11 protein-coding genes are annotated in these 13,424 nt (G+C 59.8%); all 11 read left to right on the forward strand.

Translation table 11 applies throughout. The annotated features are described in order from the left end of the window. The 11 genes from WD429_RS13295 to ftsZ all read left to right on the forward strand — a co-directional run bounded on the left by WD429_RS13295 (position 1) and on the right by ftsZ (position 13,350). Entirely contained in the window at positions 1–1,485 is a 1,485-nt protein-coding gene (locus WD429_RS13295) for a UDP-N-acetylmuramoyl-L-alanyl-D-glutamate--2,6-diaminopimelate ligase (RefSeq protein WP_368422663.1), read from the forward strand. Continuing rightward, on the forward strand, positions 1,482–2,858 hold the full coding sequence (murF, locus tag WD429_RS13300) for a UDP-N-acetylmuramoyl-tripeptide--D-alanyl-D-alanine ligase (RefSeq protein ID WP_368422664.1): 1,377 nt from the start codon (positions 1,482–1,484) through the stop codon (positions 2,856–2,858). Before WD429_RS13295 ends, murF begins: the two co-directional genes overlap by 4 nt. Beyond that, on the forward strand, positions 2,858–3,943 hold the full coding sequence (mraY, locus tag WD429_RS13305) for a phospho-N-acetylmuramoyl-pentapeptide-transferase (RefSeq protein WP_368422665.1): 1,086 nt from the start codon (positions 2,858–2,860) through the stop codon (positions 3,941–3,943). The genes murF and mraY overlap by 1 nt, the downstream gene beginning before the upstream one ends. Positions 3,944–3,958: 15 nt before the next feature. Beyond that, positions 3,959–5,299 carry a UDP-N-acetylmuramoyl-L-alanine--D-glutamate ligase gene (gene murD / locus WD429_RS13310; protein WP_368422666.1) on the forward strand — a complete coding sequence of 447 codons (1,341 nt, stop codon included), beginning with the start codon at positions 3,959–3,961 and terminating at the stop codon, positions 5,297–5,299. Next, on the forward strand, positions 5,299–6,501 hold the full coding sequence (gene ftsW, locus WD429_RS13315) for a putative lipid II flippase FtsW (protein WP_368422667.1): 1,203 nt from the start codon (positions 5,299–5,301) through the stop codon (positions 6,499–6,501). Before murD ends, ftsW begins: the two co-directional genes overlap by 1 nt. Continuing rightward, positions 6,494–7,579, forward strand: a complete 1,086-nt coding sequence (gene murG, locus WD429_RS13320) for an undecaprenyldiphospho-muramoylpentapeptide beta-N-acetylglucosaminyltransferase (protein WP_368422668.1) — start codon at positions 6,494–6,496, stop codon at positions 7,577–7,579. Before ftsW ends, murG begins: the two co-directional genes overlap by 8 nt. Then, a complete protein-coding gene (gene murC / locus WD429_RS13325; RefSeq protein WP_368422669.1) occupies positions 7,572–9,017 on the forward strand; it encodes a UDP-N-acetylmuramate--L-alanine ligase in 1,446 nt (481 codons plus the stop codon). Before murG ends, murC begins: the two co-directional genes overlap by 8 nt. A gap of 10 nt (positions 9,018–9,027) precedes the next feature. Next, the gene (locus WD429_RS13330; protein ID WP_368422717.1) at positions 9,028–9,984 is read left to right on the forward strand and encodes a D-alanine--D-alanine ligase; all 957 of its coding nucleotides are present in this window, start codon (positions 9,028–9,030) and stop codon (positions 9,982–9,984) included. Next, positions 9,977–10,816: a cell division protein FtsQ/DivIB gene (locus WD429_RS13335; protein ID WP_368422670.1), complete on the forward strand. Its 840-nt coding sequence runs from the start codon at positions 9,977–9,979 to the stop codon at positions 10,814–10,816. The genes WD429_RS13330 and WD429_RS13335 overlap by 8 nt, the downstream gene beginning before the upstream one ends. 36 nt (positions 10,817–10,852) lie before the next feature. Beyond that, complete coding sequence (gene ftsA, locus WD429_RS13340; protein WP_368422671.1) at positions 10,853–12,088, forward strand: cell division protein FtsA; 1,236 nt, start codon at positions 10,853–10,855, stop codon at positions 12,086–12,088. Between the two features lie 104 nt (positions 12,089–12,192). Continuing rightward, positions 12,193–13,350: a cell division protein FtsZ gene (gene ftsZ / locus WD429_RS13345; protein WP_368422672.1), complete on the forward strand. Its 1,158-nt coding sequence runs from the start codon at positions 12,193–12,195 to the stop codon at positions 13,348–13,350. The last annotated feature ends 74 nt before the right edge of the window (positions 13,351–13,424 follow it).

The following is a 13,424-nucleotide window of genomic DNA, read 5'->3' on the forward strand; positions in this document are numbered from 1 at the left end:
ATGTGTATCACTTCACTCAGTACACTAATGCAGGGCATTGCGCCAGTGCCCTCGGTCTTTGACGTGACCATCCATGGATTGCAAACAGACAGTCGTCAGGTGACGTCCGGAGATGCCTTTATTGCGCTGTCCGGACAGCATACTCCGGCGGATTACTATGTGGACCATGCCGTGAAGTCCGGTGCTTCAGTCATTATTCTGGAGGCGGAAGAGCCAGGAGAGTGCCGCGAGCATCATGGCGCATTAGTGGTCCCGGTCCAGGGCTTGCGTGCCAGGCTTGGCAAGATCGCAGATCGTTTCTTTGAACACCCGTCCCAACGGTTGCGGCTGATAGGCGTCACCGGCACCAACGGCAAAACATCCGTTAGCCAGTACATCGCACACCTGTTGCAGAATACCGGTACACCCTGCGGAGTGCTGGGTACATTGGGGTACGGTATGCCCGGGGCGCTGCAGGTCGCCTCACACACCACGCCGGATGTGGTTCAGGTGAACCGCGTGCTGTCCCGCATTATTGCTCAGGGTGGCCGCGCTGCGGCGATGGAAGTGTCCTCCCACGCTTTGGATCAGGGCCGGGTAGACCGGCTTGCGATGACCGGGGCCGTGTTTACCAACCTGACCCGGGATCACCTGGATTACCACGGCTCGATGGGTGCCTACGGAGCGGCCAAGGCGAAGCTGTTTGAGCGTGAGGAGCTGCATTTCGCCGTGGTGAATTTTGACGATCCCTTTGGGCGACAACTTTATGGTCAGCTTGCCGGAAAATGCGACCGGGTCCGTTACAGCCTGCATGAAGCGCAGACCGAGCTTTGGCTGACCCGGTTCGAGCCGTCGTCGCATGGGTTTTCTGCGTCCATCGACGGCGAGTGGGGAGCTTTCGATATAGACGTGCCACTGATGGGGAGCTTCAACGCCAGTAATGTGCTTGCAGCCATGGCGGCGGTGCTGTCACTTGGGGTGCCGGTGGATCGGGTTCAGCAGGCCGTAACAACCCTGCAACCACCTCCGGGGCGTCTTGAATCCTTTACCGGCGCAGGCGGCGTGCGGGTCATCGTGGACTACGCCCACACACCGGATGCGCTTGCCAACGCGTTAGCTGCGTTACGCCCACATGTCAGTGGCAAACTTTGGTGTGTGTTTGGCTGTGGCGGTGACCGAGACAGCGGTAAGCGCCCGGAGATGGCGGCCGAGGCAGAAAAGCGTGCCGATGCAGTGGTGGTGACGGATGACAACCCCCGCACCGAAAAGCCGGAGGCAATTGCAAGAGATATCCTTTCGGGCTTTGCCCATCCGGACGTGGTAACGGTGATCCATGACCGTGCTGAAGCCATTGCCTATGCGCTTCGCCAGGCAGTTGAAGGTGATGTGGTGCTGATCGCGGGAAAAGGCCACGAGACCTATCAGGAAATTGCCGGCCAGAGGGTACATTTCAGCGACGCCGAGCAGGTGCGCCATGCGCTTCAGCTCAATGGCGGTGTGGCATGATGCGCGATTTCTCGCTGGCCGAGGCTGCGGCGCTCACGCTGGGCCATTGCGATGAGGTGGCCGCAGCGGAGCAGGTGTATTCGGGCGTATCAACCGATACCCGGAATATCCATCAGGGCGACCTGTTCGTTGCACTGCGGGGTGAGAATTTTGACGGCCATCGTTTCCTGGAAACCGCCCGGAGTGCTGGCGCAGTTGGCGCGGTGGTGGACTCCCAGGATCAGAACGTGGCATTTCCGCAAATCGCTGTGAAAGACACGGTGGCCGCGCTGGCCAGGTTGGCGGCGGGCAATCGGAATGAAAGCCACGCGCAGTTTGTGGCGGTCACCGGCAGCAGCGGTAAGACCACGGTGCGGGAGATGGTCGCGTCCATTCTGTCCCAGGTGGGGGCGACACTGGCCACCGAGGGCAACCTCAATAACCACATTGGTGTTCCGCTCACCTTGTTCCGGTTAACGCCAGCGCATCGTTTTGGTGCCATAGAGCTGGGTGCCAGTGGTCTCGGGGAAATCGCCCATACGGTGGCGATCACCCGGCCCCAGGTTGGCATTCTCACCAATGCCGGCTCGGCCCACCTGGAGGGGTTTGGGAGTTACGACAACATAGTGTCGGCCAAGGGCGAAATCATCGACGGCGTCGACGCTGCCGGGCTGGTTGTCCTCAATGGTGACGATCCGGCTTTTGATATCTGGAAAAAACGCGCCGGTGAACGTCGGGTCGCGGCTGTCTGCCGGCATTCGAGTGCGCTGGCGGATTATTTCCCGTCGGCGGTAAGTGCTGACACCGATGGACAAAGTTTCATCGCACAGGATCGCCATGGCTGGCAGTGTAGCGTCACTCTGAGGCTGCATGGTGATCACAATATCACCAATGCGTTGCTGGCGATTGCTGCCACCCGCGAACTGGGTGTGTCGGATGACGCCATACAGCGCGGTTTGCAAGCGCTGCAGGCCGTCAGGGGGCGCTTGCATGTGGTGGAGTTAATGCCCGGCCTGACATTGATTGATGACAGCTACAACGCCAACCCGGCCTCCATGAAAGCGGCCATTGGTGTTCTGGCGTCTCGCCCCGGAACTCGTGTTGCCGTACTCGGCGCGATGGCGGAGCTCGGTCCCGGCAGCCACGCGTTGCATCAGGAGATTGGAGCATTTGCCCGGGACAGTGGGATTGAGCGCCTGTTGGCCGTGGGGCCTGGGTGTGAAGGGTACATTGAAGGTTTTGGTGATAGCACTGAAATCTGTAGCGCCCATAACGATGCTGTAGACCGCCTCCTGGCGGACTCTCAGCGCCCGCTGACTGTTCTGGTCAAGGGTTCTCGAGGTTCCGCCATGGATCGCGTGGCGGAGGGAATGAACGACAAGGTGAAACAATAATGCTGCTCTGGCTAACAGAGGTTCTATCACAATATTTTACGTGGCTGACGGTGTTCCAGTACCTCACGCTGCGGGGCATTCTGGGCACGCTGACGGCGCTGGCTATTTCGCTGGTGATCGGTCCGGTGATGATTCGAAAACTGAGCCAGTACCAGATTGGCCAGGCGGTGCGCGATGACGGCCCGCAAACACACCTGAGCAAGGCCGGTACACCCACTATGGGCGGTGCGCTGATTCTCGTCGCCATCGGGGTCAGCACCCTGTTATGGGCGGATCTCAGCAATCGCTATGTCTGGGTGACCATTCTGGTGACCTTGCTGTTTGGTGCCATTGGCTGGGTGGATGATTACCGCAAAGTGGTTGAGCGCAATCCGCGCGGTTTGCCGGGTCGCTGGAAGTATTTCTGGCAATCTCTGATCGGTGCTACGGCTGCCGTGGTGTTGTTTCTCAGTTCTTCACTGCCCCAGGAAACGTCGCTGTATGTGCCTTTTTTCAAGAACGTATCGCTGACGCTGGGCCCCGTCATTTTCATCCTGCTGACCTATTTCGTCATCGTTGGTAGCAGCAATGCTGTCAACCTGACCGACGGTCTGGACGGCCTGGCGATCATGCCGACGGTGATGGTTGCGGGCGCCCTTGGCCTGTTTGCCTACCTGTCGGGCCACGCCCAGTTCGCCAATTATCTACTGATTCCCCACTTGCCAGGCACCGGGGAGTTGATCGTGTTTTGTGGCGCATTGGTGGGCGCGGGCCTTGGCTTTCTCTGGTTCAACACATACCCCGCCCAGGTGTTTATGGGGGATGTGGGCGCGCTGGCGCTGGGAGCCGCGCTGGGCGTGGTGGCGGTGATCGTCAGGCAGGAGATCGTGCTGTTCATCATGGGCGGTGTGTTCGTGATGGAGACGGTGTCGGTGATTCTGCAGGTCGCGTCGTACCGCCTGACAGGCCGGCGAATCTTCCGCATGGCCCCCTTGCACCACCATTTCGAATTGAAAGGCTGGCCCGAGCCACGCGTCATCGTGCGTTTCTGGGTCGTTACAGTGGTTCTGGTTCTGATTGGCATCGCCAGTCTGAAACTTCGATAGGGGAATGACGTCTCTATGAGTGTCATCGTTTCAGATCGCCGCACATTGGTCGTAGGGCTCGGTAAAACCGGGCTTTCCTGCGTGCGCTATCTGTGCGAACAGGGGCGGGACGTCGCCGTTGCGGACAGTCGTCAGAATCCCCCGGGGCTGAACGCACTGAAAGCTGGATGGCCAGACGTTCCGGTGCACACTGGTCCCTTCGACGCGGAGCTGTTTGGGTCTTTCAATGAACTGGTGGTCAGTCCGGGTATCAGCATTGAGGCACCGGCGATCCGGGCTGCTCAGGCTCAGGGCGCGCAGATCCGGGGTGACATCGATCTGTTCGCCGAAGCGGCGGATGCTCCGATCCTGGCAATCACCGGCTCTAACGGCAAAACCACCGTCACCACGTTAGTGGGTGAGATGGCGCGGGCCTGTGGCCGACGAGTTGAGGTGGGCGGGAACATTGGTACCCCGGCGCTGGATCTGCTGGGGCGCGGGGCCGATCTGTACGTTCTGGAGCTGTCCAGTTTCCAGCTGGAAACGACCGAAGAGCTGAACGCACTCGCTGCGACGGTGCTGAACGTCAGCGACGATCATATGGACCGCTACCCGTCCAAGATGGCGTATTTTCAAGCCAAGCAACGTATTTTTCGTGGTTGCCGCAATGCCATCGTGAATCTGGATGATGCGTTGAGCACGCCCATGGCCAGAGACACTCTGCGTTTCCTGTGTTTTGGGTTTCACCGTGTCAACCCGGAAACCTTCAGCACCCGCGATGACGACCAGGGAACCTGGATCACCTTCGGTTTCGACAACCTGTTGCTGGCCAGTGAGCTGAAACTGCTGGGCCAACACAATATCAGTAATGTGATGGCCGCTTTGGCGCTGGGGCATGCAGCGGGTTTTCCGATGGACACCATGGTGGCGGTCGCAAAAGAATTTCGTGGTCTCCCTCATCGATGTGAGTTGGTGCGTCGGGTTCACGAGGTGGATTACATCAACGACTCGAAAGGCACCAATGTCGGGGCTACGGTCGCAGCCATTGAAAGCCTGGTGCCAGCAGACGGAAAGATCGTGCTGATTGCGGGTGGCGATGGCAAGGGTGCTGATTTTTCACCACTGGAAGCGCCGGTCACTTTGCACTGTCGCGCGGCTGTGCTGATCGGCCGGGACGCCAGCCTGATTGCTGACAACCTCGGCACGTCTGCGGTGATTGTGTCGGCGAAAAACCTGGCTGAGGCGGTTACCCGGGCTTCGGACCTGGCGCAGCCCGGTGACCGGGTGCTGATGTCACCGGCGTGTGCCAGTTTCGACATGTTCCGTGATTACAGTGATCGCGGCGACCAGTTCCGTCGACACGTGGAGGGTTTGTGATGCAAGTCGGCCTTTCGCTTCCCAGCCGTCAGACCTTATTGAGTGATCTGCGGCCGTTGCCCTTGCTGATCATCAGCTCCGTGGCCCTGCTGGTGATGGGCGTTGTGATGATTTCCTCGGCGTCGATGGATATCGCTGCGGAAATGGCTGGCAACAGCTACCACTATGTTATCCGGCAGGTGATCTTCGCGTGTATCGGCTGCTTCCTGGCGTTGGTGGCGGTCAATGTTCCTGTTGCCTGGTGGGAGCGAAGTGGGTGGTTGATGCTCGGGGTGGGCTTGCTGGTACTGGTGTTGGTGCTAACGCCCATGGGTCGCACCGTCAACGGCTCAACCCGCTGGATTCCATTTGGGTTGTTCAATGTTCAGGTGTCGGAAGTTGCCAAACTGTGTCTGATTGCTTATCTGGCGGGGTATGTGGTGCGCCGCCGGGAAGAGCTGCTCAATACATGGCCCGGTTTTCTCAAGCCGTTGGTCGTGCTTGGCATCGCATCGATACTGCTGGTGATCCAGCCAGACTTCGGCGCAACCGTCGTGCTGGTTACGGCCGCCGCAGGGATGATTTTTCTGAGTGGCGTCCGGCTTAGCCGCTTTATGCCTCTGATCGGCATCCTGGTGACCCTGGGCGCAGTGCTGGTTTTGACCCAGCCATACCGGCTCAAACGGGTGGTCAGCTATCTCGATCCATGGAAGGACCAGTTCGACAGCGGTTACCAGCTCACCCAGTCACTGATTGCGTTTGGTCGGGGCGAATGGGCGGGTGTCGGTCTGGGTAACTCGATTCAGAAGCTTTTCTATCTGCCGGAAGCTCATACGGATTTCATCTTCGCGATTATTGCCGAGGAATTCGGCTTGCTGGGGTCCTTGATTGTTCTGGGACTGTTTACGGTGCTGGTCGTCACGGGCTTTGTGATTGCACGGCGCGCGGAAGGGGCAAACATGCCATTCGCGGCGTGCTTTTCCTATGGCATTACTCTGCTGATCGGCCTGCAGGCCGGTATCAACATGGCGGTGAGTACCGGATTACTGCCGACCAAGGGTTTGACGTTGCCGCTGGTGAGCTATGGCGGCTCAAGCCTGATGATCACCTGTATTTCGCTGGGGGTGCTGGCGCGCGTGGAAATGGAGCGGCTGGACAAGCAACGCCTGGAAAACGACAAGAAAGGTGGCAAGCGCGTCAAGGGAGGGGCGGTCTATGACTGAGTCGCGTCGGTTCCTGATGATGGCTGGTGGTACCGGCGGGCATGTGTTCCCGGCACTGGCAACAGCGCGGGCGTTGCAAGACATGGGGCACGAAGTGTTCTGGCTGGGTTCCGCCGGCGGTATGGAAAAACGTTTGGTCGAAGACACCGGGATACCGCTGTCGCTGATCCACGTCTCAGGCCTTCGGGGCAAGGGCAAACTGGCGTTGCTGGCGGCACCGTTCCGGCTGCTCAGAGCGATGGGCGAAGCCTTTACGGTGGTGAGAAAAATCCGGCCGGATTGTGTGGTAGGCATGGGTGGCTTCGTCACCGGGCCTGGGGGCGTCGCGGCCTGGCTCAGCCGGATTCCACTGGTGATCCACGAACAAAATGCCATTGCCGGTATGACCAACCGCATTCTGGTCCGGTTTGCGGAAACCGTGCTTGAGGCCTTTCCCGGCAGCTTTGGGGCGAAGGTGGTTACCCGCTGTACGGGTAACCCGGTTCGCAAGGACCTGGCTGCATTGCGGCTGCCGGAAGAGCGCCTGGCTGGTCGAGAAGGGCCACTTCGCCTGCTGATCGTTGGCGGAAGCCTGGGTGCTCAGGTGTTTAATGAGCAGGTTCCCGAGGCGCTTGCCGCGTTGGCCGAAACCGAGCGGCCGCAAGTGCGGCATCAATGCGGTGAGCGACACCTGGATGCGGCCCGGCAGGCCTACGAGACCCATGGGGTCGATGCCACGGTTTCGCCGTTTATCAAGGATATGGCGGAAGCCTATGACTGGGCGGACCTGGTGTTGTGTCGAGCCGGGGCACTGACGGTATCGGAGCTGTGCGTGGCGGGTGTGGGGGCCATTCTGGTGCCGTTTCCCCACGCGGTGGACGATCACCAGACCAAGAATGGCCAGCAAATGGTGAGTCAGCAGGCGGCGGTGTTGATTCCGCAGTCAAAGCTGACGCCAGCGTTGCTGGCGGAAACACTGCGGGATCTGGTAAACGACCGGGCCCGGGTACTGACTATGGCGGCCGCGGCTAAATCGCTGGCTCGCCCTGATGCAACGGAGAGAGTCGTGAATTACTGTCTGGAGGCCGCCAATGGTTGATGCAACCAATCCGCCGCTGGTTTATCAGGTGCCTGAGATGCGCCGGATTCGTCATATCCATTTTGTGGGTATCGGCGGCGCAGGCATGAGCGGTATTGCCGAAGTGCTGAAGAACCAGGGGTACGACGTCTCCGGTTCGGATATTCGTGAAGGCGCGGTGACAGAGCGCCTGAAGGCGATGGGCATTGAGGTGCACATTGGCCACCGGGAATCGAACAGTGCCAAGGCCGATGTGGTGGTGGTCTCCACGGCTGTGTCCGGTGATAACCCGGAAGTTGCGGCCGCCCGCGGTCGCCGGGTGCCGATCGTGCCGCGTGCCGAAATGCTGGCGGAGATCATGCGTTATCGCCACGGGATTGCCATCGCCGGCACTCATGGCAAGACCACCACCACCAGCCTGATCGCCTCGGTTTTGGGCGAGGCCGGGCTCGACCCGACGTTTGTGATCGGCGGCAAGCTGAATAGCGCCGGTACCAATGCCCAACTGGGTGGCTCGCGGTATCTGGTGGCAGAAGCGGACGAAAGCGACGCATCGTTTCTGCATCTGACGCCTGTTATTGCGGTGGTCACCAACATCGAAGCCGACCACATGGACACCTACGGTGGTGATGTGGGGAGGCTGAAACAGACGTTTGTCGACTTCCTTCACAACCTGCCTTTTTACGGCATTGCGGTGATGTGCGTGGACGATGCCTACGTCAGGGAAATTATTCCCCGCATCTCCCGGGCGATGATCACTTATGGCATCGACAATCCCGAGGCGGATTATCGTGCCGAACAGATTCATTCCGACGGACTGCGCACGCATTTTCTGGTTCGCCGGCCCGGTGGTCGAGCGGATCTGCAAGTCGAATTGAAAATGCCCGGTCGGCACAACGTGCTCAATGCCTTGGCGGCGATTGCAGTGGCGACCGATGAAGGTGTCGATGATACGGCCATCTGCAGTGGCCTGGCCGGATTCGCTGGCGTTGGCCGCCGCTTCCAGGTGTATGGGGATTACCAGACCCCGAACGGCAATATCACGCTGGTGGACGACTACGGGCATCACCCGACGGAAGTGGATGCGGTGATCCGGGCCGCCCGTGATGCCTGGCCGGGGCGCCGCCTGGTAATGCTCTACCAGCCGCACCGTTTCAGCCGTACCCGCGATCTGTACGAGGATTTCGTGCGGGTGTTGTCGGAAGTGGATGGGCTGCTGCTAATGGATGTGTATTCAGCCGGTGAGCCGGCCATCCCCGGCGCTGATAGCCGGGCCCTGTGTCGCAGCATCCGGCAACGCGGAAATGTGGAGCCGGTGTTCGTGGAAGACAATAACGAAATTGAACATTTGCTGACCAATACGCTGCGGGACGGGGATCTGTTGATTACCCAGGGCGCGGGCGATATCGGTGGCGTAGCTGCGCGCCTGGCGGCGGCGGGAGTGATTGCCCGTGAGTGATGCAAAGCGCATGGATACACAAGGTTATCAGGCGGCACCGGACATGGTGCGGGCGCTCGGTCGCGTGGCGGTGTTCATGGGCGGGGATTCCGCGGAACGGGACGTGTCTCTGAAAAGCGGTAACGCGGTACTCGCCGCGCTGCAATCCGCTGGTGTGGATGCCTACGGCGTGGATGTCCGGGGTTGCCTGTTGCGCACGGTGGATCATCCAGAGTTTGACCGGGTATTCATCGCGCTTCATGGCCGTGGCGGCGAAGACGGCACCTTGCAGGCGATTCTGTCTCAGGCCGGAATTCCCTATACCGGCAGTGAAATGCTGGCGTCGGCCCTGGCCATGGACAAGCTGCGCACCAAGTACGTGTTCGAAGGGTGCGGTTTGCCGACACCAAAGTTCCGGGCCATGGGTGCCGTGAGTGAAGTCGACGATATTCTGGGTGGTTTGAGCTTGCCTCTGAGCGTCAAACCCTCCCGCGAAGGGTCCAGCATTGGCATTCGCAAGGTCACCAGCCGTGACGAATTGGCGGAAGCATACCTGGAGGCCAGTGCCCTTGACCCCCTGGTGCTGGTGGAAGAATGGGTGGAAGGCCCGGAATTTACCGTCAGTCTGTTGCAGGACCAGGCGCTGCCGGCCATCGGGCTGAGCACCGATCATGTGTTCTATGACTACGAGGCCAAATACGAGGCCGACGATACCCGGTATCGCATTCCCTGTGGGCTTGATCCGGACACCGAGCTGCAACTGCAGCACCTGGCGCTTGAGGCGTTCCGGGTGGTCGGCTGCCGCACCTGGGGGCGAGTGGATATCATGCAGGATAGCGCCGGGGGTTTCTGGCTGCTGGAGGTCAACACCGTGCCAGGGATGACAGACCACAGCCTGGTGCCCATGTCGGCCAAAGCGGCAGGCATCAGCTTTGAAGAACTGGTGGTGCGGATTCTCAAAGACACCCTGGAGGGCAGCCATGCTTGACGGCCTTCTGATCCGGAGCCGGGCGGCACCGTCCGACCCCCCTCGCAGACGAGGGGCAACGACTCTCGGTCCCGAGCGGAACCGGTTTGGATTGCTGAGGGCGGTGCTTGCTGCAGTGCCCTGGCTGCAGGTCGGGATGGGTTCAGCGATTGTGTTGGCGGCGGCAATGGTGCCCTGGGGTGTCGGCCAGGTGCTCAGCGCGATGGATCGTCAGGTCATGGCCATTGATGTGACGGGCACTCTGGTTGGCGAGAACCGCACCGAGCTGGAGCGGAAGGCCGGTGACTGGATCGGCAAAAGCTTTTTTGCCACGGACTTGTCCGACATAAAAGACGAACTTGAACAGCGTCCCTGGGTTGAGTCGGCGGCGGTACGCCGGGTCTGGCCGGATCGGCTGGAAATCGAAATTCGCGAAAAGAAACCGTTGGCTTATTGGAACGATGGCCGGCTGGTGAGCCGTTCCGGTGAGCTGTTTTCGCCTGGTAACCCGGAGGTAGCGGGGCGGCTGCCAAAACTGGCGGGGCCAGACGAGCGGGTAAAAGAGGTGATCCGCATGGCCCGAACCATGAGCGACACGCTGGGTGGCCATGGCCTTGGATTTGCCGGGCTGACTCTGGAGCAACGGGGCGCGTGGACGCTGTCGTTGGCGAACGGCATAGAGGTTGTACTGGGGCGGGATCAGGTTGAGGAGCGCTTTGCGCGATTTCTCACCGTGTACGAGAGCCGGCTGATTTCCCGTGAAGACGAGGTCAGCCAGGTGGATGCCCGCTACTCCAATGGGGTGGCGGTTAAGTGGAAGTCGGACGAGTCCGGCTCCGGAAAGAAATCATAGCAACGTCAAATTCAGACCTACGGTTTGGTGGAACACATGTCATCGGTTGAAACGGAAAACATGATTGTCGGACTCGATATCGGAACCTCCAAGGTGGTTGCGATTGTCGGCAAGCGCAAGATGGACGGCACCATTGAGGTGGTGGGGATTGGCTCGCATCCGTCACGAGGGCTGAAGCGCGGTGTGGTGGTGAACATCGAAACCACGGTGCAGGCCATCCAGCGCGCAGTTGAAGAAGCCGAACTCATGGCAGGGTGCCGGATTCATTCGGTGAACGCTGGCATTGCCGGTAGCCACATCAAGAGTCTCAACTCACACGGCATTGTCGCCATCCGTGACCGGGAAGTGACCCAGGCGGATATCGACCGGGTGATCGACGCCGCTCAGGCGGTGGCAATACCGGCGGATCAGAAGATCCTGCACATTTTGCCCCAGGAGTTCGTTATTGATAGCCAGGAGGGCATCAAGGAGCCGATGGGCATGTCCGGTGTGCGTCTGGAGGCCAAGGTCCACTTGGTGACCTGCGCGGTCAACGCGGCGCAGAACATTGAGAAGTGCGTGAAGCGCTGCGGCCTGGAAGTGGATGACATCATTCTTGAACAACTGGCCTCCAGCCACGCCATCCTCACCGAAGATGAAAAAGAGCTGGGTGTGTGCGTGGTGGATACCGGTGGCGGCACCACCGACATTGCGGTGTTCACCGGCGGTGCGATCCGTCACACCGCGGTGATTCCCATCGCCGGTGACCAGGTCACCAATGACATTGCTATGGCGTTGCGCACGCCGACGCAGAATGCCGAAGAAATCAAGATCAAGTATGCCTGCGCGCTGACCCAGTTGGCCGGTGCGGACGAAACCATCAAAGTGCCCAGTGTCGGGGATCGCGCGCCGCGTGACCTATCCCGCCAGGCCCTGGCCGAGGTGGTAGAACCTCGCTACGAGGAGCTGTTTACCCTCGTGCAGTCAGAATTGCGCCGGTCGGGTTTCGAGGACCTGATTCCCGCCGGCATCGTGATTACCGGTGGCTCCTCCACCATGGAAGGTGTGGTGGAGCTGGCCGAAGAGATCTTCCACATGCCGGTCCGGCTGGCCTGTCCGCAGGCGGTTTCCGGCATGACGGAGGTAGTCAACAACCCGATTTACGCCACGGGCGTGGGGCTGTTGATTCATGGTTTCCGCCAGATGGATCTGGGGCGGGCACCGGTGCTCAAGGGTGAAGACGCACCCTCGCTGTTGGAGCGCATGAAAGCCTGGTTCACCGGACATTTCTGACGGGGCTGGGCAGCTAGTAAAGAACGAAACGAAGGTATCTCGAAAACACCATCTCGAACAAACAGCCTGGAACAAGGCTGAAAACAGCACGAAGGAGTAGGGGAATGTTTGAACTCGTCGATAATGTCCAGCAGAACGCTGTCATTAAAGTAGTGGGTGTAGGTGGCGGAGGCGGTAACGCCGTACGTCACATGCTTAACAGTGACATTGAAGGTGTAGAGTTTATCTGCGCCAACACAGACGCACAGGCGCTGACCGACATGGATGCCCGCCAGATCATCCAGCTGGGTGGTAACATCACCAAAGGTCTGGGTGCCGGTGCAAACCCGGAAGTCGGGCGTCAGTCCGCGCTGGAAGATCGCGACCGTATCTCCGAAGCCATCAAAGGCGCGGATATGGTCTTTATCACGGCCGGCATGGGCGGTGGTACTGGCACCGGTGCGGCACCAGTGGTTGCCGAGGTTGCGCGCGAACTGGGTATCCTGACGGTTGCCGTGGTCACCAAACCGTTCCAGTTTGAAGGTGGCAAGCGCATGAGCGTTGCCGAGTGCGGCCTGAAAGAGCTGGAAGAGAGCGTGGACTCGCTGATCACCATCCCCAACGAGAAGCTGTTGGCGGTGATGGGTAAGAAGACCAGCCTGCTGGACGCGTTCGCTGCCGCTAACGACGTACTGCTGGGCGCGGTTCAGGGTATTGCCGACCTGATCACCCGTAATGGCATGATCAACGTCGACTTCGCCGACGTGAAAACCGTGATGTCCGAAATGGGCATGGCGATGATGGGCACCGCCCGTGCGACCGGCGAAAACCGTGCTCGCGAAGCGGCCGAAGCTGCCATTCGCAGCCCACTGCTGGAAGACATCAACCTGCAGGGTGCCAAGGGCATTCTGGTCAACATCACTGCCGGCATGGATCTCAACCTGGGCGAATTCTCCGAGGTTGGCGACATTGTGCGTGAATTCGCATCGGATTCCGCGACTGTCGTGGTTGGTACCGTGATCGACCCGGAAATGACCGACGAGCTGAAGGTAACCGTGGTGGCGACCGGCCTGGGTGGTGATCGCGAAAAGCCGACCAAAGTGGTGGACAATACCCGCACGCTGGACGGCAAGACCGATTACAATCAGTTGGATCGGCCCGCCGTGCTGCGTCGCCGCGCAGTGGCCCATGGTAATGTGGCGATTGATCAGAGCAAAGAAAGCGAGGAGCAGGGTGTCGACTATCTCGATATTCCCGCATTCCTTCGCCGTCAGGCTGACTGATAAACTGGTACATGTGTGATCCGGTACCTTATTCCCAGAGAATAAGGGTACCAGCACGCCGGATGAAGCGTGCA

The sequence above is a fragment of the Marinobacter sp. genome (assembly GCF_040904845.1).
Lineage (GTDB): Bacteria > Pseudomonadota > Gammaproteobacteria > Pseudomonadales > Oleiphilaceae > Marinobacter.

What these genes read in the sequence shown, in the direction of transcription:
- WD429_RS13295 (WP_368422663.1), top strand. Translation starts at nt 1, where the DNA reads ATGTGTATCACTTCACTCAGTACACTAATGCAGGGCATTGCGCCAGTG.
- murF (WP_368422664.1), top strand. Translation starts at nt 1,482, where the DNA reads ATGATGCGCGATTTCTCGCTGGCCGAGGCTGCGGCGCTCACGCTGGGC.
- mraY (WP_368422665.1), top strand. Translation starts at nt 2,858, where the DNA reads ATGCTGCTCTGGCTAACAGAGGTTCTATCACAATATTTTACGTGGCTG.
- murD (WP_368422666.1), top strand. Translation starts at nt 3,959, where the DNA reads ATGAGTGTCATCGTTTCAGATCGCCGCACATTGGTCGTAGGGCTCGGT.
- ftsW (WP_368422667.1), top strand. Translation starts at nt 5,299, where the DNA reads ATGCAAGTCGGCCTTTCGCTTCCCAGCCGTCAGACCTTATTGAGTGAT.
- murG (WP_368422668.1), top strand. Translation starts at nt 6,494, where the DNA reads ATGACTGAGTCGCGTCGGTTCCTGATGATGGCTGGTGGTACCGGCGGG.
- murC (WP_368422669.1), top strand. Translation starts at nt 7,572, where the DNA reads ATGGTTGATGCAACCAATCCGCCGCTGGTTTATCAGGTGCCTGAGATG.
- WD429_RS13330 (WP_368422717.1), top strand. Translation starts at nt 9,028, where the DNA reads ATGGATACACAAGGTTATCAGGCGGCACCGGACATGGTGCGGGCGCTC.
- WD429_RS13335 (WP_368422670.1), top strand. Translation starts at nt 9,977, where the DNA reads ATGCTTGACGGCCTTCTGATCCGGAGCCGGGCGGCACCGTCCGACCCC.
- ftsA (WP_368422671.1), top strand. Translation starts at nt 10,853, where the DNA reads ATGTCATCGGTTGAAACGGAAAACATGATTGTCGGACTCGATATCGGA.
- ftsZ (WP_368422672.1), top strand. Translation starts at nt 12,193, where the DNA reads ATGTTTGAACTCGTCGATAATGTCCAGCAGAACGCTGTCATTAAAGTA.